Raw genomic sequence first — 22,105 nt, 5'->3', positions numbered from 1 at the left:
ATCCCCCTAGAGCTGATGAATTAGCGGCGTAAATAGCGCACCAGGCACGCCGTCGACAACCCGATTAACAATGCCAGTAACAAACCCAAGACTATCTGCAAGGTTCCGGCATGGCGTAATAACCATTGCACACTGGCTTGCGACCTACTTTGTGTCGTGGCGGTAGTGGCACTGAAACGAAAATTCGCCGACTGCATCACCACACTGATTTGTGAGTAATTAATGCCGGGGATCCCATCGTGGATCAGGTTCTTAATTTGGGTTTGATAACTCAGCAAATTGACCTCGGGTGAATACTTGATAAACACCGAGGCGGCATTAGGCACACTGTTTTTACCATCAGTGGGCGCGGGCATGGCGATGGAAACATTGGCGCGAATCACCCCATCCATATGGCTCAACATGCTTTCCAATTGTTGCTCTTTCAAATAAACCATCTTGGCCTGCTCTTGCCCTGGTGACGTAACTAACTGGTTAGAGGGGAATAATTCATCTACCGTAGCAAATTTCTGACGAGGAAAACCATTCTGGCGCAACAGCTCTACCGCATTAATAAACTGACTTTTATCGACACTTAACCCAACCGTGCCCCCCTTTTCAGCCTGTTTCTCCGCCTTGATTTGATGCAACATCAACAACGCCAGCATCTGGTTGGCCTCCTCTTCTGAAAGCCCGCTATATAACGCCATACCGCAGCCAGAAAGGGAGATGACCAACAGTAAGAGTGCCATTGTGCGCAGCACATGTTTCATTGCATGTTGACCAATTTATTGATGTTCTGCCCCATCACGCCTGCAACTTTAGCCGTTAAATCTATCGCTAATGTGGCCTGCATCCATTCGGACTGCATGGACAGCAACAGGTCTGGTTGTATCATGGCTGTTGCCGCGTCAACGGGTTGCATTAGCTGAGCAAATTTAGCCACTTGCTCTGCGTCGGCAACAGGTTTAGCCGGCGTCATTTGGCTGGTCGCGGCCTTAATGGCATCGATCTCAATTTGCATCCTGTAGCCCCTTATTCATAAATAATGCTCTTAGTTAGCCCGCTATCTTGCCCAGCTACGGTTTTATCCCTCTATTTCCACCGACGAAATCCCTTGTTGCAGTAACGCCAGCATGGCCTGCGCCTCTTCTGAGGTTGAAGTTGCCAACAGTGCCAATGCTGCTGTTTGTTCATTAAGTCCGAACCGCAATATGGCCTCACAAATCAAACAAACTTGAGTATCCGGAATTAATTGAGGCAGAACATTGAGAATATTACGGGACTCCTCCAGCAAACTGTGGTTAACCCCCGCCAAAGCGGCCTCAACCACTAATTGACGGCACTCTCTGGTAAGCAAAATCATATTTTGGCAATAATCCCGCTGGTCATATCCTTAATATTCTTCATCAATGCACTACTAAAATTGATATAAGCTGAATACTGCTGCATAGCGAATTGCATCTTTAACATGTGCTCGGGATCGGAAGGATTACCGGATGCCATCTGACTTTGAAAATCCTGCCCCATCTTATTGATATGTTGCGTCAGACCATTAATTAACCCATTAATATCCATAGGTTTCCCTTATTCCATTAATGACCGCATTTGTGACGGACACTGCTGAAAACGACGACGAAAACTATCGGAAAAATGCGCGTGATTACTAAAACCACACTCCATAGCAATATCTGCTACCCGTAATCGTGTGGATAGCAGCAGCTCACAACCTTTTTTCAGACGTTGATCCAATAGCCACTGTTTGGTAGACATCCCGAACTTTTCATAAAACAGAAAATTTAATTTACGCGGTGAAATACCTAACTCATCGGCATAACGTGAAACAGTCCACGGATTCAGGCGATTCTTCTCAAAAAATTCCAGTAATTCGTTATTAGTGCCAACAATGGATTCTAATAACTTAGAGAAGTAAATAGAATCCACACCCAAACAATAAAGATAAAGAAACCGCAATGATGCGTTACGATCAATATCAATTAACTTCTCAGTAGCTAAAATAACATCATCGCTGGTGGGCAATATTTTGTAATGCTCATTTACCTGTGGTGGCAAACGAAACTTATTCGATTGCACCATTTTACTGGCCAAGTCCTGATATATAGGTAACAGGTCTATGGAATGACACAAAATCGAGATGAAATTACTTTGTGAAAAAGAAGACACGGTAGCCTGCTCATTGGCAACAACTAAACTCCCCGCAGGCACATTGTGACATATCCTTTCACTACGTAATATTCCCTCCTGCCGAAACAAAATAAACTGTATTGATTTCATAATATCCCTTTGAGTGCCGAAATCATTATATAAGAATGGCAAATAACACAATAAAGAGATATCCGGTTTAAACCTTAAAGCTACTTATGCTAGCGCCTGGTGAGGCCTTCCTGATGCTATTATTTCGCGATCCAGTTCAGTTAACATTGCCAGGCAACCATTAAGCTGAGATATTTGCTCGACAACTTTTTTTTCATTCGTATTTAACTCTGCTGTCGCGGCCTCTTTTTCATCATTATGATTGCCAACCCAAATACCCAGTGCTCCGCTAGTAATAATACTTAGCATTGATGACAATATTGGCACGTAATTTTTGGCAAGCAAACACACACTATTTTGAATGGCAGGTTGAATTGCAACACCTATTACACCTAAAGAAACCACCAACCCCACACGAATAACATATGAAGCGAATCGCGCGATTTTTTTAGCGTTCATGTGAGAGGCTTGGCAATGTTTTGCCAAGATAAACACTGCCTGTTGAATGGCATCACTGCCCATTTCCAGCTCATCTTTATTGTTACTGACATTATTCCAGTTATGATAGGCGCAGGCGAGATTAGATACTGATAACATCAAGTTCAACCCGGTAATTATTGCAATGGGTGCTGTGACTCCTCCACTACAAATACTGACAGCAACACTCACCGAAAATGAAGCAAGAGAAACCGCGACTTCAATCACATTGAGGAAAAATTGTTTTTTGGCCAACTTAACTCTGATGCCTTTTAATTCATTTAATTCGCTTTCTTGAGCATCCAATATTTTATTAACAGCCACCCTGGTTTCTTCGGTTTTTTTAATTTTAAGATTGACCATAAATTCACCGGGAATAGCTAATTCAGGCTTTTCACCAATGGTTATTTTCTCATATTCTATTACAGGAAGACTATGTCCGGGGGATAATTTTTGACTCCTAGTTATTTGGCACATAGGTATCCACCTTAAATATTGATCAGATAAACTTTATTGTCTGTTTCAAATTCTGCCTAACAATTGACTGGCCTTTTCCGCAGTTGGTGCATATTCAGGGCTAAAATAACTCATTTCAATGGCTGTTTGTAATGCTTCTCTGGCATCGGCACCTTTATCCAATGCCAGTAAACAAATCGCCATTTGGTAGACCGGCTCAGGGTCTTGTGCCTCTATCAGTAGGGCGCAAGCATAAGCACTTAGCGCCAATGCAAATTCCTGCTGCATTTGCATTGCACCGGCCAAGGCTAAATGAAATTGTGGGACTAATGGGCAGTATAGTGTTAGCCAGGTAAATTCTGCCGTGGCAGCAACATAATCATCCACCAGCCAAGCCTGATAACCACGGGTATATCTGCGCTGTACCTCAAGTAAGGTTATATCTTGATTGTCACTTACTCTTTGCCGGTTAATAATCCCTTTACTCTTTAAAGAGTCAGTTATTTTATTGCAAATGGCCAGCACATTATTGAGATTATAATCGCCCATGCTATCCCTTAACTTATTTAACAGAACTCACATCAAATAGCAGCCAATCATCACCCTCTATATTCCTGCTGAACGCGCCTTTGGTTATTAGTATTTTAATCATCCGACTGCGTATTAATTGCAATTTAGCATTAGCGACATTATCAATAATCATCATTCGGACAATTGATAGCTCCGCACTACTCTTGCCCAGACTATAGATAAAATTAAATAGCTTTAAAAAATCGCCAGGTAGTCCATTACTATGGAGTGACTCTATGTGGCAAATTATAAGCTCACTGTCCGTGACACGAAAAATCATCCGATAACCGAAAAGGCAAAACTCATGGCCTAATTCTATCTTACTATTTTCAAAATAGGCTATGTTAACCACATAGCCGTTATTGATTAAGTATTGTGTGACACTCAGATAATTAGTATTCATATCTCATAGTTTCACAGTCATGGCGATTTGGCCTATCATGTTATTGATAGTATTACCCAAATCTTTCATATTATTCCGGGCTTCATTTGTCTTATCGAAAAGCTCACTGATATTCTTATTATAAGACTGTGCGCCACTGTTTTGTAAATCGCTGGACATGCGCAGTAAGTCCGAGTTGCGAGCCATATCTCCTTCAACTAACTTACCGCTCCCTGTACTTAATTGCCCAAACGCATTACTGGCATGTGATGCGATATCACCGAATTCAATACTGGCCCCAGCACCAATACCACCAACAACACCAGAAATAATAGAGCAAGCGCCACTAGCAATGGCACCGGAAGCCGTTTTATCAATAGCCTCTCGTCTATTACTCATCGAACTTACTTGTATCTTCCAACCTAACTCTTGTTGCTTTTGATTATAAGTATTCATCAAATTGCGCATTTTTTTAAACAATACATTCATTTGAAAAATTACATCGGATAAATAAGACATAATATCTTTAATACCCCCCCCAGACTCTGACGCGCCTGAGTTAGAGACCGGAGCTTGCTCTGATATTGCCATTTTATCATTAACAGTTATATTCATAATAGCCTCGCTATACTAATGAACCAGCAATTGCCACTTGCAGCATACCGCTCTGCTGGATGTTATCTTTTAATTTTCCCAAGAGTTCTTGTGCATCTTGGGAGTTTGCTTTGAGTTGTTTAAGCTGGTGCTGCTTATTTCTTTCGACCCACTCATCCATATATTGAGTAAATTCCTGATCCATAATTAGCTGTTCGATCTCTTTTCTCAAACCTGCGCTTTGCACTGCTAATTGGCCATTATTAATTTGCACTGCCGCACTGCTGCATTTTTGTATAATCATTAATGGTGAAGAACAAACCTCTTTTAGGGCACCGGTAACACACTCCTTCGCCCCTTTGCCCATAGCCCGGCCAGCATTGATAGCACGAGCGACTTGATACAAGTCAATCGCCATAGCAAAACACTCAAAAGAGAGCTGAACTTTAGATGCTACATCAATGATTCCTTGGAATTTTTCCTTTGAGGCACCCAATAGCATTGCCGTCTCTGCTGCCGCTTTCAATAAGCCTGCCGTGCCCGCCGCCAAGTAAGCCACACCTGAAGCTATGGCAACAGGATTACCGGTTAACACCCCTTCGGCGACTTTTAGTGCGCCATAAACCACCTCGACGGCACCAATAATCCAATCCAATACTGCATTGAAAATCCCTGCTTTTCTGGCTTTATCGGCCTGCTCAACAGCTTTATCAATTTGTTGTTGGTATTCAGCCACGCGCTTATCACGCAAAAAAATCTGAACATCTGAAGCCCGCTCCATCTGCTTGCCCATTGATTTGCACAAATCAGAGAACACTCCAAGACTCAGATTGCCGGCCATCGACATGATCAGTTGCATATCAGTGCTGCCCAGTCGGTCAAGGGATAATCGGCTTTTTCCCTGCTCGTTTGCAGCACTTTGGGGTAAAGAGGTTAGCAAGCGATCGAGTGCCCCTTGAGCCTCTTTTTGTGTCACTCGCGGTGAGTTTATATTGCTATCCGCAGAGGGCGGTAACCTGGCAATACCGCGCCAGTCGGGCATTTTGGTCGAAGTTAGCGCAGGGGAAAGTGCTGGAATCTCCGTTGCCCAATCAGCCAAAACTGCCGTTTTAATTCCAATAGCCTCAGACATGGGGCACCTCCAGTAATAAGGCTGCCAGACCCCGTTCGGCTTGTAGTTGCTCTTGAACCCATTGTGGATGTGAATTGCACCAGCTCAATGCTCTGCGGAAGGCTTTTTCTGCATAATCCGTATTACCACAAGCCAGATAACATTCACCCGCAGAGCAGGCAGGACGGGGATCATCGAGCTGAATTTGTCCCGCACGGCTAAAGCAATAAATTGCCTGATGAAAATCAGCAGTTTGTTGGTAGCACAGACCCAAGGTCAGCCAATATGAGAAATTCCAATGATCCAGTCGTACTAATAGATTTAACAACCGTTTAGCACCGTCATACTCGCCGCCTTGACACAGCTGCACGGTGTATTCATATACTAAAGCTAAATCTTGCGGATCCATTTTGGCTAACATCTGCAAGGAACCGCCCCGTCGCATAAAGTTAGTGACTGCATCACTCGGTTGAATATTCATCTCACGCCATCCTTACTGCCATAACTTGATTAGCAAAGATTGCGGGCAATCGTCATCAACATATCTTTTAAACCTGACTGCAATGTGCTGATGTTATTGGCGCAAACGTTATAACTTTGCATGACTTTCTGTAGCTGTAATTGATCCTGACTCATAGTGTCTGTCGCGCGGTTTTTCTCATTATCTAATGCTGCTTTCACTGCTTGTAATTGCCCTTTATCCAGATCTGGCCCCTTATCTTTTAAATATTCATCAATACTCTTGCCGCTAACGGTAATACCATGCTCTCGCATAAAATTGATGATTGAATCTGACAATGGCTTTTTCGTTTTATCATCGCCCTTGGCCGCTTCCGCAATAATCTCATCAACCTGGTTAGAGATATCTTGAGCATCTGTGGCATATTTTGAGCGGGCCTGCATAGCATTGAAATTGGTACTGGCCAGGTTAGAAAGCACATCAAGAAATGAATATAAAACCTGTAACCCCATGCTAAATATATCATGAGCGTCTTTGCTGACATCGGGTGAACTGTTCTGTATAACATTATTATCAGAAGGATTAGTCATATTGACTGGAAGGCGGCTTTGTATATCAACTTGAGTATTCGTTGGCATATAGATACTCCCACATTGTTATTTAAATAATATTTAATTAAATCCCACTATGTATTTTCTACTGTATTAACATTTTTAATTTGTGTTTCTAATTGTTTAAAGTCTATTTTAATCTGTGAAACACTGGCCATTAATTTATCTTTTTCTTGTTTAAAACCATGAGAAAAAGCCGCATCCAGCCGTGATAGTGTCTCCCTGGCTTGGCTGTCATACTCTGCACGAGCATTAAGTAATTCAATATGTTGCTGGAACTCTTTGAGTTTTTTTACATCAGACTGAAGTCTGCTATATCGCCCTTGCAAGTCACCCAACATAGTTTGAACGGGATTATTGTCATCCATATATTTCTCCTTATCTATTCATGTGGCTTTTGATTGATTCTGGCTTATTGCTTATCTCCTGTCTTTTATATTTACACCATTATTTTAAGGAATCGCCAACTACATATTTTCAATATCCATAACGCACAACCAAGGTTTCTATTATCTTTTCAGCACTCGTCAATGCCAGTGCCATATCATTAAGTTTTTTAAAACTATCCGGTGTTTGCTGTAAAGATAATTGATGTATAACCCGTAATTTTTCTTTTATGAGTAATGTTTTTTTCTGTTGAATCAAGATGGAGTTACACTTAATACTATCTTCTAGCTCTGTAATATGTTGCATTTCTTAGCTACCTTTACTTAAAAATTCATCGGTATTTGTATTAAATTGTTGGTTTTTAGCAGTGAAATGCCTTTTTCTGAAATAAAAATAACTTTATAACCATTTTCCAGTACCGTTCCTTGCTGTAAGCGGGCCCCATTAGCCAGCTGTATAAATTTTGCATGGTTATTTCCGCCATAACTAACTATTGCAGCGGGAAGAAGTTGAGCGGTTTGGTCTGAAACAGGGATATTCTGATATTGCACGGGTAATGCGCCAGATTCTTTCTGAGTTAACTGCGCCAGCATCTGACTCAGTTTCTGTTTTTGATCGGGCGAAAGCACACCACTAATGACAATATCTTTACGACTTTGCATCATGCTTAGATAACCTAATAAATTGAGTTTTCTTAAGCTCTCAACTAAGCGAATCATTTGTCCATCATGAGGATTAATAACCGTCCAACCTGTTAATCCAGCGACTGTTGTCAGTGCTTTCTGAACATTCAGCCATTGCTCTCCCATTTCAATGGAACCATAAAGAGTGATATTTCCTGGAGAAATTCCGGCACGAACCTCAATATCCTGATAACCATATTGGTGTAATATATCGCTAACACTGCTAATCAAGTGATCATCGCAGACAAGCTTATTGCGAAACACAACCTGATGCTGCACCAAGAAATTTTGCAACTGAGTCACTGCCGATGATGACGAACAGTGCCCACTTAATATCACACTACCTTCTGATGACCAATCCGCTGTTACTCCCGCCAATACAGGCTGTTTCAATTGCTCGGATAATTGTGTTGGAATATCGGGGGGCAGGTAAGAAAATAACCGATTAGATTGCTGTGAGAACCAAAATATAAAGACAAATAGCAGTAACAAGAAGATTAATGTCACCATTGAGAGCCATAATAATACACGCCCCCTCGAACGAGGTGATAATATTATGCTATTGAGAGCATCAGCCTCTTCACCAAGAACCAATATTAACCCGGCAACTTCAATTACTTGTCGCAAAGGAATTGGATGCTGTAAATCATGCCTACAGCCATTAACCCACACCTTCCCTGATGCCCGTAATAGAATTTTATTTTCACTGATTACCAAGGTTAATACTTGCCCCTGAGGTAATGGTAATAGCACATCACAGCCTTGCTCCCCCAGAGTAAACTCGCCCTCCGGCAAGCTCAGCTCACGCCCATTAAGTTCACCACTCATTAAACGGAGCTTAAATCCTAATGCCATGTTATTCCCTCGCGTCAACCGGTACGGCTTTGATTAGAAATAGCCGGACAACACTATGAGATTGCTTTTCGGTACTACGAAACAATCCACCCAATAAGGGAATATCACCCAATAATGGAATCTTGTTTTGTGATTCAATTTGTTTATCTTGAATGAATCCCCCCAAGAGTAAACTTTGTCCTACACGTAGGGTAGCTTGTGTTGAAATATCAGAATTTTGTATTTGCGGTAAAGGCTCGCTACTAATAAGAGAGACCTGCTGTTGACCATCCTGAATATTAAGGTTAAGCAGGACTTCTTTTACTCCATCAGCATCAATCATTCTGGGTGTCACTCGTAATAATGAGCCTGATGTTACTGACTCTAGTTTTGCCACCTTATCACCCTGCAATTTGGTGTAAAATGTAACGTTTTTATCTAATACTGCTTGAATATTATTTAAGGTAACGACAGAAGGCCGGGATAACACTCTGGCTCTGGAGTTCTTTTGTAAGGCATTCAAACGCACCATAAAGTTTCCGGTATCGCCAATTACCGTAGAGAATCCATCACTATTACCTTTGGCTAATCCACGGTTAAATGAAATTCCCATTCCACCAATGGAGGTAGATGCTGACCAATCGATGCCAAGCTGACTTATATCACCTGCATCAACATCAATAATAGTCACCGAAATCTCTATTTGAACGGGGCGCTGATCCAATTGTGAAATCAAACTGCTGTAGAGCGGCATATTAGCTTGGCGATCACGAATAATAACGGCATTCTGCCGGGGGTCAGCGGAGAAAAGTGGCATGTTGATATGAGCATCCTCTTGCCCCTCCGTGCCAGCTAAAGGTAAATTATTGCCAGCACTCATCTCGCGCAACACGCTAACCAGGCCGGGTAATTTCACTTGTTGATCACGATACTGATAGTTAGAGTCAGCTGCAGAAGCATATTTTAACTGGAAAACTTTCACGGTTTCTTTATTTTGAGTCTGTTTACGAACTTGTGAAGACAGCATTTTGCTTAACCGAGTCACTCGCTCAATACAGATTGGGACACCTGTAACTTCAATAGCGTTAAGGCGAGAAATAGACTTCACAGCACAATTTTTACCCGCAGGCACATCACTTTGTTGTAAATATTTAATTAATGTGGCTACAGGCAGCCCATCGGGCGAGATAAATTCCTTTTTGATGGATTGAGTTTTGTAGAAGTAGAGTATCTCTCCATCGTAATACCACGTAATATTATATAAGCTGGCTAATTCAGACAGAATTTTTTCTGGCGTTTTATCTTGCATATTACCGCTGAATTTTTCATTTATTTCTGGACTAACCACAATGGATATACCGTAATTCATGCCTAAATCTTTCAATAAATCTGAAACTGTTATACCGCGACTATAAATAAAAAATGGCTCACCTTGCCAAGGTATACTTTGCCCATAGGCCAGTGGCATAAAAAACAGTAACATCAAGCCCGCAATCTTTTTCATAAGATAGCCTTACTGACGCTATTTTTATATTGACTTGAGCTACGCAAACCAGATGAACTCATGGTGGTGACTAATGAATTGAAATGTTGATTAACAGCATGAATTTGCTCTAATTTAGCCCCTAACTTACGACGACTATCTTCTACTGAATCTCTATCATTGATAGTATGCCGACACCAAAGCCACCAATAGCCATCATTAAGTTGTAAAGCAAAATCCTGCGTATCTTCCAGCGCCACCAGCATAAGAGTGATATAGCGAATAACTGCATCAGATATCATTTTTTTTTCTATAAAAACAAGCCCGACGCAAATAGAATGGTGATAATCTGCTGCTTTCGCAGGGATTCCATTGAGCATAAAGCGCACAATATTTGTATCTGATAAACTAATATCCTTGATTAACGGCTGCATTTTTAATATTTCCAACATCGGCAGTGACTCCTGCAATATCACGTTTTAATTATCCTCTGTAATTTAATATTCGTTATAAGGTGAAAACCTTATTTAATTTTTTTTCTAGAATTAAATGAATCTATAACAGATAGCGATCAAATCAGTGTAATTCTTGATATCAAATTATGGCTGTGGCGTACTACAGAAAAAAGTCAGGTGACTATATGGAAAATTCATCATCACTCGTCACTCGATTGACACTATTACTGGGCATAACGTTAACGGCCATTTGGTTAATTTCAATTGCTACGACGGCATTCTTTTCATATGAAGATACACGCCAGCGATTAATAAATGAATTAACACTTATGGCATCATTACGCGCAGATTTAAGTAACTACCAATTTGAGGGCGCAGAAAGAGATGCGAGCTCGCTGATTAGCCGCCAGAGCCATTACCAAACGAGCTGGCGATTCGCGATGCCCTTGCAGGAGAATAATGCCGATATCAATATTCCTTTTAATTCAGTAAGTTGTCATACGCTGCAAGATAAGCATGACCTTCAGGTAACACAAGCTTATGCGACTTCGGGCCAAACCTATTATCTTGATAGTTTTACAATTAACCAAAAAGAAGGGATTACCATATTCAAACCACAGCAAGTATCCAGAGAATATTTAAATCAGCGGCGCAAGGAATTACTTTTATTACCCATATTCCCAACACACAATAATATTTTTTGGGGTATGCCTACTTATGCGCCACAAAGTGGTTGGCATGTCTCTGTTGCCACCTGTGACCAAGCGGGCTCATTAACAGGATTTTCATTAAAACTAAATGAACTCGTAGACAATAATCAGCCGATAGAACAACGAGATATTAATTTATGGCTGGATAAACAGGGTGATTTGCTACCTTTTTCTAAAAATAATATACCTTCAAATCAATTACATGAAATTCTTAGTCAGCTTAAACAGATCCAATTACATGATGGCTGGCAACAAACGCCGGATTACCTAGTATTACGAACCCAGCTAACAGGCCCCGGTTGGCAACAATTAGTTATTTATCCACGAATAGGTTTTGCCTGGGAAGCCGCCAAGCCCGCATTACATCAAATTCCCTTTGCTTTTGCTATTTTGCTGTTGCTCACATTGATCTTGTTTTTATTATTACGGTACTACCTGGCCATCCCTTTATGGAATTTCGTCAATATTATTGGCGCCACTGGCCCACAGGCGATGGAACCCCGCCTACCTATAAAACGGATGGATGAATTAGGGCAGATTGCTCGCGCGTATAACAACTTATTGGATGCGTTGAATGAGCAGTACGACACACTGGAAATGAAAGTAAAGGAACGCACACTGGCACTGGCAAAATCGAAACAAGCCGCAGAGCAGGCGAATCATCGCAAGAGTGAACATTTAACGACAATAAGCCATGAAATCCGAACCCCTCTGAATGGGGCTTTGGGTGCAATCGAATTATTACAAAATACGCCGTTAACATCTGCCCAACAGCGATTAGCGGAAACTGCCCGCCAGTGCTCATATTCATTACTGGCAATAATCAATAACCTGTTAGATTTCTCACGTATTGAATCGGGCCAATTAGCATTAGCTCAAGAGAGAACTGCTTTATTGCCTTTATTAGATCAGGCCATGCTAACTATTCACAGCCAGGTATCAAATAAACCCATCAGCCTTTCTACTTACGTCAGTGCAGAAGTACCGCTGGAACTTGAACTGGATAGTCAGCGACTAAAACAGATTCTGATTAATTTATTGGGTAATGCCGTTAAGTTTACACAGCAAGGCAATATTAGCCTCAATGTAGAACATAAAGACCAGCAGCTCTGCTTTATGGTTGAAGATACTGGTTGTGGCATTGATTTACAGCATCAACAGACGATATTCCACCCTTTTATCCAGACCAGCGATCATGGACAAGGAACGGGCTTGGGGCTGACTATTGCAGATAATCTGGCAAGAATGATGGGCGGGAATATTACACTCCATAGCCAACCTAATAAAGGTAGTCGCTTCACATTAATTCTTCCATTATGTGGGACTGTGCCTGCAAAACTTTTTAAGGGTGAATTCGCGGCACCTCAATCTTTACACATTCAATTATCTACCTGGGGTATTAACTGCCTACCAAGCAATAATAAATCGTTAAATCTGCCTCCAGCATTTTTATCTGATAAAGAATTATGTTATCTGCCAGGCCGCTTATATACCAAAGTTAAAAATTATCTGGACGATAAGAGCCCGCCGAACCTGCATCAACAAGTAATAAAACAGCATCTCCCGGTACAACCTTGGCAGATGAATATATTGTTGGTCGATGATGCAGAAACTAATCGTGATATTACGGGCATGATGTTGCGACAATTAGGGCATCAGGTCACTTTGGCCGAGAGTGGCGAAACCGCACTGCATATCGGGCTGGCTCAACGTTTTGACTTGGTACTGATGGATATCCGCATGCCAAATATGGATGGGCTGACAACAACCCGCCATTGGCGTAATGATGCAATGAATCGGGATAATCGTTGCATGATAACGGCATTGAGTGCCAATGCTAGCTCAGATGAAAAAATAAAGGCTTATCAGGCGGGAATAAATAATTATCTTCCTAAACCCGTTTCTTTCTGTCAATTGGCTGAAGTATTGGATCTTACCGCGCAATTTCAGCTAGAACGTGGCATTACTCTTTCCCCACAGATATCAATACCTAAGCCATTATTAAATCTGGAGGATGAGGAGCTTCGTCTTAAATTGTCTCAATCATTACAGGAATTACTGCAACAGATCAGAAACTCTCTTACTCATGTCCCCACATTATCAGACCACCTACACACCCTCAAAGGCTGTGCAGGACAAGCAGGGTTAGATGCATTACAAGACGCAGTTATTGAGTTGGAAATAGCAATAGAAACCCAAGAAATCATTACACAACAAGATATTACCCGCCTAGAAGATCTAATCCACGGGCTATTTTAATCATGGAGTCTTTGCGGCTCTATTTAAACCATCAGGTATAGGGAATAACTTTATGAATACAAAATTATTGATTGTCGACGACCATGAACTCATTATTAATGGCATTAGAAATATGCTACAGCCTTACCCTCGCTATCAAATTGTTGGCCAGGCTGAAAATGGCCTGGATGTCTATAACTTATGCCGTCAAACAGAACCTCACCTGGTTATTATAGATTTAGGACTACCGGGAATGGATGGTCTGGATGTCATTATTCAGCTTCTTCGTCGCTGGCCAACCATGAAAATCCTGGCATTGACTGCTCGCCATGAAGAACATTATGCCAGCAAAACATTGAGCCACGGCGCACTGGGTTATGTGCTGAAAAAAAGTCCACAGCAGATCCTGATGGCCGCTATCCAAACAGTATCCGTCGGCAAGAGCTATATTGACCCGGCACTGAATAGTGATTTGGTCAATAAACTGGCTAAAGGTACTGATGATAAGCAACCCGTCCTGACCCCACGAGAGCGGCAGATTTTAAAACTTATCACCGAAGGTTCCTGTAATCGTATTATTGCTGAGCAACTTTCTATCAGCCAAAAAACCGTTGAAACCCATCGTCTTAATATGATGAAGAAGCTGGATGTACACAAAGTCGCAGAACTGATTCACTGGTCATATCGCTTGGGCTTAAATCAATAATGTTATTTAATTACCCTCGCGCTAATTGCTTATGATAACTATCAATAAAAAACCCCCTGTGAATATCACTCCAACAGGGGGTTTTGACTGATAGCTTAACGATTAATTTTCAATTAGCGTTTGTTTGGGCGCAAATAAAGCTTTCTCATATTCTTTGGCTTTTTTGCTATCAAACTGATGTTCCCATTTGGCGACAACCAGCACAGCTAATGCATTTCCCACCACATTCAGTGCAGTGCGCGCCATATCCAAAATACGGTCTACACCGGCAATAAAGGCCAATCCTTCCAGTGGAATACCCACACTGCCTAATGTTGCCAACAAGACCACAAAAGAGACCCCCGGAACACCGGCAATACCTTTAGAGGTCACCATCAAGGTCAGAACCAGAATAATTTCCTGCCCAATGGACAGTTCGATGCCATATAACTGGGCAATAAATATCGCCGCAATACTTTGATATAGAGTGGAGCCATCGAGATTAAATGAATAACCTGTTGGGACGACAAAACTAGTAATAGAATTAGGTGCGCCGTAAGCTTCCATTTTTTCAATTATTCGTGGCAACACTGTTTCAGAGCTGGCGGTTGAATAGGCCAGAATCAGCTCGTCTTTTAGGATCCGAATCAATACCCAAATACGTAATTTACACAGTCTGGCTACAGTGCCCAGAACAACCAAAGCAAAGAAAATAATGGCGAAGTACACCAGAATAACCAGCTTGCCAAGTGGAATAAGTGAGGCAAAGCCAAAGTTGGCTACCGTCACTGAGATTAAGCCAAACACCCCGATAGGCGCATAACGCATAATCATGTGGGTAACTTTGAACATGCTTTCAGAAACAGCTTTAAACACTTTTAACAGCGGCTCTTTGGTTTCTTTGGGCAATGAGGACAACCCTAAACCGAACAACACTGAGAAGAAAATGATGGGTAACATATCGCCTTTCGCCATCGAGGCAAAAACGTTGGCGGGGATCAATGACAAGATAGTGCTCACCAGACTGTGGCTACCACTTTGTACTTGTTCTGTGGTTTTTTCATATTGAGAAATATCTACGACAGTCAATGCTGACATATCAATGCCGTGCCCAGGCTGGAACACGTTCGCTAGAGTAATCCCGACAATAATGGCAATGGTGGTGATAACTTCGAAATAAATAATGGTTTTCAGGCCAATGCGACCTAGTTTCTTCGCATCACCGACCCCTGCAATGCCGACGACCAAGGTTGAAATAACGATCGGCACAACAATCATTTTAATTAAGCGAATAAAAATATCGCCAGCAGGACTTAAAACATTACTAACTAACCATTCTCTTGATTCAATTTGGTTATGCAGAATAGCACCGACCAAAATACCTAATACCAGCGCAATGAGAATTTGCCAGGCCAAACTTATTTTTACACTTTTCATACCCTAAAAATCCCTCAAAGCATTCCATGAAATGCAAGTTACCAAGCATCTCAAATAGAATACTTAATCATTAAATACGGGGCTATAGTTGATAAAACCGATGGTTCAGCCTCCCGCCAGCCGACCACCTTATAAATCAGTATCATTTATGGGCACAGCTCTGCAAGCCTTGTTTGCACCAGGCCCCTATGACAACAGCGAAAAACCCGAGCAAATAAAAACATTACTCCATAGTAAACATTTGTTATTAAAGTAGTAAATATCAACCACGTGAAATAATAGCTTAACCCGACAGTGGAAAAAATGAGCGAAATTAAATGAGGAGACAAACACTTATTATGTTCTGTTTTATGGCCCATTTTGTTTGTAATTTGTTAAATAATTTTGGAATAATTATCTGCTCATTTTGGCTATTTCGCAACCAAAACTCATTTTTAAACAAATAAGAGCAAAGAAAAAAAGCATTAAAATGAATATTTATGCCAATGTGGCTTTCATACTACACATATATTCCAAGTTAGAATATATATCGCATTTTAATTACAAAAAGACATTAAAAATATCTTTTATATAATTAGGCACAATTCATTACTTTTAAGTTAACTCGATATATTGAATTACATTAATCACGTCACGTTAATGTTTTTGGTTGCGAAGCTTTATCAATATCCTGTCTTCATCCTAAAAATGAGCTGATGAGCACATTTCCTTTCCTTTATTGCATCACTAAATAGCGCCTCTCCTATCATTAAGATATCGATTCACCACGCAACGCAATAAGTAAGTCTCTAAATCAACATCTTTTATGCGTGATCTGCCGCCCAAAAAAGAAACAAAACAGTCTCCCGCACTATAATTAACCTTTGATTGACATATTATTAACAATCTCAAGGAGAACTATTATGAGCCAAATACATAAACACCCTATTCCCGCTGCAATTGCAGAGCATGCCCTGATCAATCCAGAACAATATCACCAATATTATCAACAGTCTGTGCAGGATCCGGATAAATTTTGGGGCGAGCATGGCAAGATTATTGATTGGATTAAGCCGTATAAAACGGTGAAAAATACCTCTTTTGACCCCGGCCATGTAAGTATTCGCTGGTTTGAAGATGGCACACTGAATCTTGCAGCCAACTGCCTTGACCGCCATCTGGCAGAACGCGGTGATCAAACTGCGATTATCTGGGAAGGCGATGACCCGACTCAGTCCAAAACTGTGACCTACAAACAGCTTCATCATGATGTATGCCAGTTCGCCAATGTGCTGAAAAAACTGGGTATTAAGAAAGGCGATGTGGTTGCGATTTATATGCCAATGGTGCCAGAAGCTGCCGTCGCGATGTTAGCTTGTGCGCGTATTGGTGCGGTTCACTCAGTGATTTTTGGTGGCTTCTCTCCTGACGCCGTAGCTGGCCGCATTATCGACTCTAACTCAAAACTGGTGATTACTGCCGATGAAGGCATTCGTGCTGGTCGTGCAATTCCACTGAAAAAAAATGTCGATGAAGCCCTGAAAAATCCTGCTATTACCAGCATCAAAAATGTTGTGGTTTTCCAACGGACTGGTAATGCCAGTTATTGGAAAGATGGACGAGACTTATGGTGGCATGACTTAGTTAAAGATGCCTCTTCCGACTGCCCCCCGGAAGAAATGAATGCAGAAGATCCCTTATTCATCCTTTATACCTCCGGCTCCACCGGTAAACCCAAAGGCGTGGTGCATACCACCGGCGGCTATTTGGTTTATGCCGCGCTGACCTTTAAATACGTGTTTGATTACCACCCAGGTGATATCTACTGGTGCACCGCGGATGTCGGCTGGGTTACCGGGCACAGTTATCTGCTGTATGGTCCACTGGCTTGTGGGGCAATTACCCTGATGTTTGAAGGTGTACCTAACTACCCTGGCGTCAATCGTTTAGGTCAGGTTATTGATAAGCATCAGGTTAATATTTTGTATACCGCACCGACGGCTATCCGCGCCTTAATGGCCGAGGGTGATAAAGCCATCGAAGGCACCAAACGCACTTCGCTGCGCCTCATGGGGTCGGTCGGTGAACCTATCAACCCAGAAGCTTGGGAATGGTATTACAACAAAATCGGCAACAGTAACTGCCCAATTGTTGATACTTGGTGGCAAACCGAAACTGGCGGTTTCATGATAACCCCGCTGCCCGGCGCAACTGAACTGAAAGCCGGTTCTGCCACTCGCCCATTCTTCGGCGTGCAACCAGCATTAGTAGACAACTTGGGTAACCCACAAGAAGGTATGGCCGAAGGTAATTTGGTGATAACCGACTCGTGGCCAGGCCAGGCCAGAACACTGTTTGGTGATCACGACCGCTTTGAGCAAACTTACTTTTCGACTTTCAAAGGCATGTATTTCAGTGGTGATGGCGCACGCCGTGACGAAGATGGCTACTACTGGATAACTGGCCGAGTTGATGATGTGCTGAACGTTTCCGGTCATCGCTTGGGCACAGCTGAAATCGAGTCTGCGCTGGTATCTCATCCAAAAATTGCTGAAGCCGCAGTAGTTGGGGTTCCACACAATATCAAAGGGCAGGCAATTTATGCCTATATCACCTTGAATCATGGTGAAGAGCCAACACCAGAGCTGTATACCGAGGTGCGTAATTGGGTACGCAAAGAAATTGGCCCCATCGCAACACCGGATATTTTGCACTGGACGGATTCACTACCAAAAACCCGCTCGGGCAAAATCATGCGCCGGATCCTACGTAAAATTGCCGCTGGCGATACCAGCAACTTAGGGGATACCTCAACCCTTGCCGATCCGGGTGTCGTAGACAAATTACTGGAAGAAAAACAATCAATGCAAGCACCGTCGTAAATTGTGCCGCCTATGGGCGGCAACCTTAATTAATGCCTCAAAGGAGAGACTCTGATGAATGACAACATTTATCAAGAGATTGAAAATAACCCGCGCTTCAAAGAGTTAGTGCAAAAGCGCGGGCGCTTTGCCTGGCTCTTGTCGCTGATTACCCTGGCGCTGTATGTCAGTTTTATTTTCCTTATTGCTTTCGAACCACAATGGCTCGGCACCCCGCTCTATGCAGGTTCCAGCATCACTCGCGGCATTCCTGTTGGTGTGGGGCTCATTTTAATTTCTTTTATTCTTACCGGCATTTACGTTATCCGTGCTAATGGCGAGTTTGACCGTCTGACGGCAGAAATTCTTCGTGAGGTGAAGCAATGAAGACGCGTCATTGGCCCATACTTTCCTTACTGGCTCTGCCTATGCTGTCACAAGCTGATGCCATTACCGGCGAAGTCCATCGTCAGCCACTAAACATTCAAGCAATTATTATGTTTGTGCTATTTGTCGGTGCAACGCTTTATATTACTTATTGGGCATCAAAACGTACCCGCTCCCGACAAGACTATTACACCGCAGGCGGGCGTATAACGGGTTTCCAAAATGGTTTGGCGATCGCCGGTGACTTTATGTCTGCGGCATCATTTCTCGGTATTTCCGCATTGGTCTATACCTCGGGTTACGATGGTCTGATTTACTCCATCGGATTCCTTATCGGGTGGCCAATCATCCTATTTTTAATCGCTGAACGTCTACGTAACTTGGGCCGCTATACCTTTGCCGATGTGGCATCGTACCGATTGAAACAAAGACCTATCCGCACTTTATCAGCCTGTGGATCCTTAGTGGTTGTGGCCTTATATCTCATCGCTCAAATGGTCGGTGCCGGTAAACTGATTCAGTTACTCTTCGGCTTGAACTACCACGTTGCCGTGATATTAGTGGGCATTCTGATGGTGCTGTACGTCTTATTTGGTGGCATGTTAGCCACTACATGGGTACAGATTATCAAGGCGGTATTATTGCTGGCCGGTGCTTCATTTATGGCCTTAATGGTAATGAAGTCAGTAAACTTTAACTTCAATACCCTATTCAGCGAAGCCGTGAAAGTTCATCCTAAAGGCCTTTCCATCATGAGCCCTGGGGGATTGGTATCTGACCCCATATCCGCACTGTCTCTGGGCTTAGCATTAATGTTTGGTACTGCCGGGTTGCCACATATTTTAATGCGCTTCTTCACGGTAAGTGACGCCAAAGAAGCCCGTAAAAGTGTGTTCTATGCCACTGGTTTTATAGGTTATTTTTACATACTGACCTTTATTATCGGGTTTGGTGCGATCCTGTTGGTCGGCCCGAATCCCGCATTTAAAGATGCTGCCGGTGCCTTATTGGGTGGTAACAATATGGCGGCAGTCCATCTGGCGGATGCCGTAGGGGGAAGCTTCTTCCTGGGCTTCATCTCCGCCGTTGCCTTTGCGACCATCCTTGCAGTGGTTGCTGGCCTGACGTTAGCCGGCGCATCTGCGGTTTCTCATGACCTTTACGCCAGTGTGATTAAGAAGGGCAAAGCTCACGAGCGCGATGAGTTAAGAGTTTCAAAAATCACTGTCGTGATTTTAGGATTCGTGGCTATCGGCTTAGGTATTTTGTTTGAGAAACAAAACATTGCATTCATGGTCGGTTTGGCATTCTCCATTGCCGCCAGTTGTAACTTCCCTATCATTTTCATCTCGATGTATTGGTCAAGACTGACCACGCGTGGTGCCATGATTGGCGGCTGGTTGGGGTTACTGACCGCAGTAATCTTGATGATTTTAGGCCCAACTATCTGGGTGACTATTTTGGGGCATGCAAAACCAATCTATCCATACGAGTACCCGGCACTGTTCTCAATGATAGTGGCATTCGTCGGGATTTGGTTCTTCTCCATTACCGATAACTCAGAAGAAGGCCAGCAAGAACGCCTGCGCTTCAAAGCACAATTTGTTCGTTCACAAACTGGCTTGGGTGCCTCTCAGAGCAGCTCTCACTGATTGCACTACACAAGCAAAAGGCCCTTAGGGGCCTTTTTTTATGGCTTTAACCAACTGTCTAACCACGGAAAAACCACATCTTGCTGCTCTCGATAAAATACATGCCCCAATGCCGGCCAATTACGCGTCACTAGCCGGGACTCCGCATTCTGTGAGCGCCAGATTGCATGAACTTTGTTATATGCCTGTTCTACAGCATCTGACGGAAACAACTTATCTTTTCCACCATTAAAAAGTAACATCGGCTTGGGTGCTGCTAAACTGGCGATATCAGGAAAATCTAACTTGTCAGCAATACCGGGGTGAAGCATATAAAAAGCTGACTGCCCACGAAGCACATTATTACCTGGGGTCATCAAACCTTGATAGTTGCCAAACCAAGATATGGCGGCGGTTGCTGCCACTTTATCTGACAGCCCAGCAAGTTGCCAGGCACGGTAGGCCCCCATAGAAAAGCCCAAGACACCAATACGTTGCGGATCAACCGAAGGCAATGTTGCCAAAAAATCAACAGTTCGCATATCCTCATAAGCCATAGTGCCTGCTAATGAGCGGCCCAGATTAAAGAAATTGCTGGCTAAAGCTTGTTGCTGCTCATAGCTTATCGGGCCTCTATCACCCCAGCCAATGGCATCAATGGATAACACTACATAACCACGCTTTGCTAATTCATCACCAATGAACCTGCCACTGAAGAATTTATCCGACCAATCCTGCGCCGAAGCCAGCTGCTTACTGTCTCCCCATGGGCGGATCATTTTCTCTTTACCAATATCAAATTTAGAACCGTGGTCATGCAGTAAAACCATGGCTGCATGTGGCCCCTTAGTTTTTGGTGTTAATAGCAAACCTTGCACACGGCTTTCATCGGTGATGTTAAATGCGATTTTTTCAGCGATATAACTGCCGCGATCTTGTTGATCCACTCTCTCGGCGGAGAAGGCAATGGTTGAATCAGGTGTGAGCAAAGCCTGGCGTAGAATTTTTCTGGTATTACTTTTCCACAATGAAAAATCAGTATATTTTCCTGCCAGCCATGAACTTTGATAAGCCATTTTCTTTTTAAGCTGTGGATAAAATACCGGCAAATTACTTTCAGTTATGGCTTCTTTTTGGTATGTCACCGGACTTGCCTGAGCAGTTGTGCAGCTAAAGATAGCAACCAATACTGCTGTTGATGCAAAAAGACCCGCATTCATTTAAACCTCATAATCAAAACATGGTTTCAATTTCAGATTAAATGATTCTATGGAAATAGCGTTTTTTTTCTGTGGGAGAGGTTGTAGAAATGGCAAAAACTTCAATGTGAAGGTCATCAGTAGAGCATTTTCATGATGAAAATAACCTTTTTTTCGCCAAAACCGCATACTTGACACTGTTGGCTGACTCACTAAAACCAT

Annotated in this window: 25 protein-coding genes; 5 read left to right on the top strand and 20 right to left on the bottom strand. The window is 42.6% G+C overall.

Going from position 1 to position 22,105, the window contains the following annotated elements:
- Nucleotides 1-20: 20 nt before the first annotated feature.
- From ssaJ to YROHD0001_RS03510, 17 genes are all read right to left on the bottom strand, one after another.
- On the bottom strand, nt 21-752 hold the full coding sequence (ssaJ, locus tag YROHD0001_RS03440) for an EscJ/YscJ/HrcJ family type III secretion inner membrane ring protein SsaJ (protein WP_032817732.1): 732 nt from the start codon (nt 750-752) through the stop codon (nt 21-23).
- Nucleotides 749-1,003 (bottom strand): type III secretion system inner rod subunit SctI, encoded by a 255-nt coding sequence (gene sctI, locus YROHD0001_RS03445; protein ID WP_004716039.1) that lies wholly within the window; start codon nt 1,001-1,003, stop codon nt 749-751. Before sctI ends, ssaJ begins: the two co-directional genes overlap by 4 nt.
- A 63-nt stretch (nt 1,004-1,066) precedes the next feature.
- Nucleotides 1,067-1,345: an EscG/YscG/SsaH family type III secretion system needle protein co-chaperone gene (locus tag YROHD0001_RS03450; protein WP_032817729.1), complete on the bottom strand. Its 279-nt coding sequence runs from the start codon at nt 1,343-1,345 to the stop codon at nt 1,067-1,069.
- Nucleotides 1,342-1,557, bottom strand: coding sequence for a type III secretion system needle filament subunit SctF (gene sctF / locus YROHD0001_RS03455; RefSeq protein WP_004716037.1), 216 nt, complete (start codon nt 1,555-1,557; stop codon nt 1,342-1,344). Before sctF ends, YROHD0001_RS03450 begins: the two co-directional genes overlap by 4 nt.
- 9 nt (nt 1,558-1,566) lie before the next feature.
- Nucleotides 1,567-2,274 (bottom strand): helix-turn-helix transcriptional regulator, encoded by a 708-nt coding sequence (locus YROHD0001_RS03460; protein ID WP_032817726.1) that lies wholly within the window; start codon nt 2,272-2,274, stop codon nt 1,567-1,569.
- An 84-nt stretch (nt 2,275-2,358) separates the two neighbouring features.
- Nucleotides 2,359-3,207 carry a hypothetical protein gene (locus tag YROHD0001_RS03465; RefSeq protein ID WP_004716034.1) on the bottom strand — a complete coding sequence of 283 codons (849 nt, stop codon included), beginning with the start codon at nt 3,205-3,207 and terminating at the stop codon, nt 2,359-2,361.
- Between the two features lie 45 nt (nt 3,208-3,252).
- Nucleotides 3,253-3,735: a tetratricopeptide repeat protein gene (locus tag YROHD0001_RS03470; RefSeq protein WP_004716033.1), complete on the bottom strand. Its 483-nt coding sequence runs from the start codon at nt 3,733-3,735 to the stop codon at nt 3,253-3,255.
- Nucleotides 3,736-3,748: 13 nt separating this feature from the next.
- The gene (gene sseE, locus YROHD0001_RS0118480; RefSeq protein WP_032817724.1) at nt 3,749-4,159 is read right to left on the bottom strand and encodes a type III secretion system effector protein SseE; all 411 of its coding nucleotides are present in this window, start codon (nt 4,157-4,159) and stop codon (nt 3,749-3,751) included.
- A 3-nt stretch (nt 4,160-4,162) separates the two neighbouring features.
- On the bottom strand, nt 4,163-4,753 hold the full coding sequence (gene sseD, locus YROHD0001_RS03475) for a type III secretion system translocon protein SseD (protein WP_004716030.1): 591 nt from the start codon (nt 4,751-4,753) through the stop codon (nt 4,163-4,165).
- Nucleotides 4,754-4,763: 10 nt separating this feature from the next.
- Nucleotides 4,764-5,864 carry a type III secretion system translocon subunit SseC family protein gene (sctE, locus tag YROHD0001_RS03480; RefSeq protein WP_032817722.1) on the bottom strand — a complete coding sequence of 367 codons (1,101 nt, stop codon included), beginning with the start codon at nt 5,862-5,864 and terminating at the stop codon, nt 4,764-4,766.
- Nucleotides 5,857-6,324: a SycD/LcrH family type III secretion system chaperone gene (locus YROHD0001_RS03485; RefSeq protein WP_004716027.1), complete on the bottom strand. Its 468-nt coding sequence runs from the start codon at nt 6,322-6,324 to the stop codon at nt 5,857-5,859. Before YROHD0001_RS03485 ends, sctE begins: the two co-directional genes overlap by 8 nt.
- A 29-nt stretch (nt 6,325-6,353) precedes the next feature.
- Nucleotides 6,354-6,941, bottom strand: coding sequence for a type III secretion system translocon protein SseB (gene sseB, locus YROHD0001_RS03490; RefSeq protein WP_004716026.1), 588 nt, complete (start codon nt 6,939-6,941; stop codon nt 6,354-6,356).
- 47 nt (nt 6,942-6,988) lie between these two features.
- Nucleotides 6,989-7,282, bottom strand: a complete 294-nt coding sequence (locus YROHD0001_RS03495) for a chromosome partitioning protein ParA (protein WP_032817720.1) — start codon at nt 7,280-7,282, stop codon at nt 6,989-6,991.
- Nucleotides 7,283-7,391: 109 nt separating this feature from the next.
- Complete coding sequence (locus YROHD0001_RS0118475) at nt 7,392-7,607, bottom strand: EscE/YscE/SsaE family type III secretion system needle protein co-chaperone (protein WP_032817718.1); 216 nt, start codon at nt 7,605-7,607, stop codon at nt 7,392-7,394.
- A gap of 17 nt (nt 7,608-7,624) precedes the next feature.
- Nucleotides 7,625-8,839 (bottom strand): type III secretion system inner membrane ring subunit SctD, encoded by a 1,215-nt coding sequence (gene sctD, locus YROHD0001_RS03500; protein ID WP_004716023.1) that lies wholly within the window; start codon nt 8,837-8,839, stop codon nt 7,625-7,627.
- A gap of 1 nt (nt 8,840) precedes the next feature.
- Nucleotides 8,841-10,322: an EscC/YscC/HrcC family type III secretion system outer membrane ring protein gene (locus tag YROHD0001_RS03505; protein ID WP_032817716.1), complete on the bottom strand. Its 1,482-nt coding sequence runs from the start codon at nt 10,320-10,322 to the stop codon at nt 8,841-8,843.
- Nucleotides 10,319-10,753: a hypothetical protein gene (locus YROHD0001_RS03510; protein WP_032817714.1), complete on the bottom strand. Its 435-nt coding sequence runs from the start codon at nt 10,751-10,753 to the stop codon at nt 10,319-10,321. Before YROHD0001_RS03510 ends, YROHD0001_RS03505 begins: the two co-directional genes overlap by 4 nt.
- A 188-nt stretch (nt 10,754-10,941) precedes the next feature.
- Here YROHD0001_RS03510 and YROHD0001_RS03515 point away from each other — a divergent pair, with 188 nt between their 5' ends.
- Both YROHD0001_RS03515 and YROHD0001_RS03520 read left to right on the top strand, forming a co-directional pair.
- Nucleotides 10,942-13,725, top strand: coding sequence for a two component system sensor kinase (locus YROHD0001_RS03515; RefSeq protein ID WP_004716020.1), 2,784 nt, complete (start codon nt 10,942-10,944; stop codon nt 13,723-13,725).
- A gap of 52 nt (nt 13,726-13,777) precedes the next feature.
- The gene (locus tag YROHD0001_RS03520) at nt 13,778-14,410 is read left to right on the top strand and encodes a two component system response regulator (RefSeq protein ID WP_004716018.1); all 633 of its coding nucleotides are present in this window, start codon (nt 13,778-13,780) and stop codon (nt 14,408-14,410) included.
- Between the two features lie 102 nt (nt 14,411-14,512).
- On the opposite strand, the gene gltP is transcribed toward YROHD0001_RS03520, so the two are convergent.
- On the bottom strand, nt 14,513-15,826 hold the full coding sequence (gltP, locus tag YROHD0001_RS03525; protein WP_004716017.1) for a glutamate/aspartate:proton symporter GltP: 1,314 nt from the start codon (nt 15,824-15,826) through the stop codon (nt 14,513-14,515).
- Nucleotides 15,827-16,728: 902 nt separating this feature from the next.
- Here gltP and acs point away from each other — a divergent pair.
- From acs to actP, 3 genes are read left to right on the top strand one after another with little or no spacing between them, the layout of a single operon-like run.
- Nucleotides 16,729-18,687, top strand: coding sequence for an acetate--CoA ligase (gene acs / locus YROHD0001_RS03530; RefSeq protein ID WP_004716013.1), 1,959 nt, complete (start codon nt 16,729-16,731; stop codon nt 18,685-18,687).
- Nucleotides 18,688-18,741: 54 nt separating this feature from the next.
- On the top strand, nt 18,742-19,053 hold the full coding sequence (locus YROHD0001_RS03535; RefSeq protein WP_004716011.1) for a DUF485 domain-containing protein: 312 nt from the start codon (nt 18,742-18,744) through the stop codon (nt 19,051-19,053).
- On the top strand, nt 19,050-20,705 hold the full coding sequence (actP, locus tag YROHD0001_RS03540; protein ID WP_032817712.1) for a cation/acetate symporter ActP: 1,656 nt from the start codon (nt 19,050-19,052) through the stop codon (nt 20,703-20,705). Before YROHD0001_RS03535 ends, actP begins: the two co-directional genes overlap by 4 nt.
- A 38-nt stretch (nt 20,706-20,743) precedes the next feature.
- Here the strand turns inward: actP and YROHD0001_RS03545 are convergent, their stop codons facing one another.
- Nucleotides 20,744-21,904 carry a dienelactone hydrolase family protein gene (locus YROHD0001_RS03545; RefSeq protein ID WP_004716009.1) on the bottom strand — a complete coding sequence of 387 codons (1,161 nt, stop codon included), beginning with the start codon at nt 21,902-21,904 and terminating at the stop codon, nt 20,744-20,746.
- Nucleotides 21,905-22,105 (bottom strand): hypothetical protein (locus YROHD0001_RS20675; RefSeq protein WP_032817709.1); only part of this gene is annotated, 201 nt, incomplete at its 5' end.

This window comes from Yersinia rohdei ATCC 43380 (genome assembly GCF_000173775.1).
GTDB lineage: Bacteria > Pseudomonadota > Gammaproteobacteria > Enterobacterales > Enterobacteriaceae > Yersinia > Yersinia rohdei.
This window is presented reverse-complemented; position numbering and strand designations above follow the sequence as displayed.